This is a genomic window from Vibrio sp. 10N.222.46.A1, assembly GCF_041473595.1.
Lineage (GTDB): Bacteria > Pseudomonadota > Gammaproteobacteria > Enterobacterales > Vibrionaceae > Vibrio > Vibrio tasmaniensis_A.
This window is the reverse complement of the sequence record NZ_JBFRSN010001410.1, coordinates 1-394: the sequence shown is the minus strand read 5'-3', so window position 1 is coordinate 394 and position 394 is coordinate 1. Positions and strand designations below refer to the sequence as shown.

The following is a 394-nucleotide window of genomic DNA, read 5'->3' as shown; positions in this document are numbered from 1 at the left end:
GCCAGCCGGGGTTAATGCATGTAAAGCATTGAACTTGCTCAGCGCTAAATGGTGTGAGCGAATAGGGCGTAAAGTACCATTTCGCTTCTCTGTCATATTCGAACCCTTGAGCAACAATGGTGACCCGCATGTTGTCGACGGTTAAGTAAGGAAGCAGAGAACGTTGTAACTCTTCGTCGAAATGCGACATTTTGTAATCGCCATACACTACATCTTGCTCTTGGTAATGCTGCATGTTGATAACGAGATGGCTGACGACATCAAGTGGTCTTGAGGGCTCTTGAAAGCGGAAGGCTGATTCCAAAACAGCCCGTTTTTCGAGGTAACGCCACTCTTCAATACCTTGTTGTTCAATCAACTTAATGTACTGGAACACCGCTTGGATGATGTTATC

The 394-nt window shown here is 45.7% G+C and carries 1 pseudogene; it reads right to left on the bottom strand.

What is annotated here, in order from left to right:
- A pseudogene (locus AB4496_RS26980) lies at positions 1-394 on the bottom strand (insulinase family protein); the annotation flags it as partial.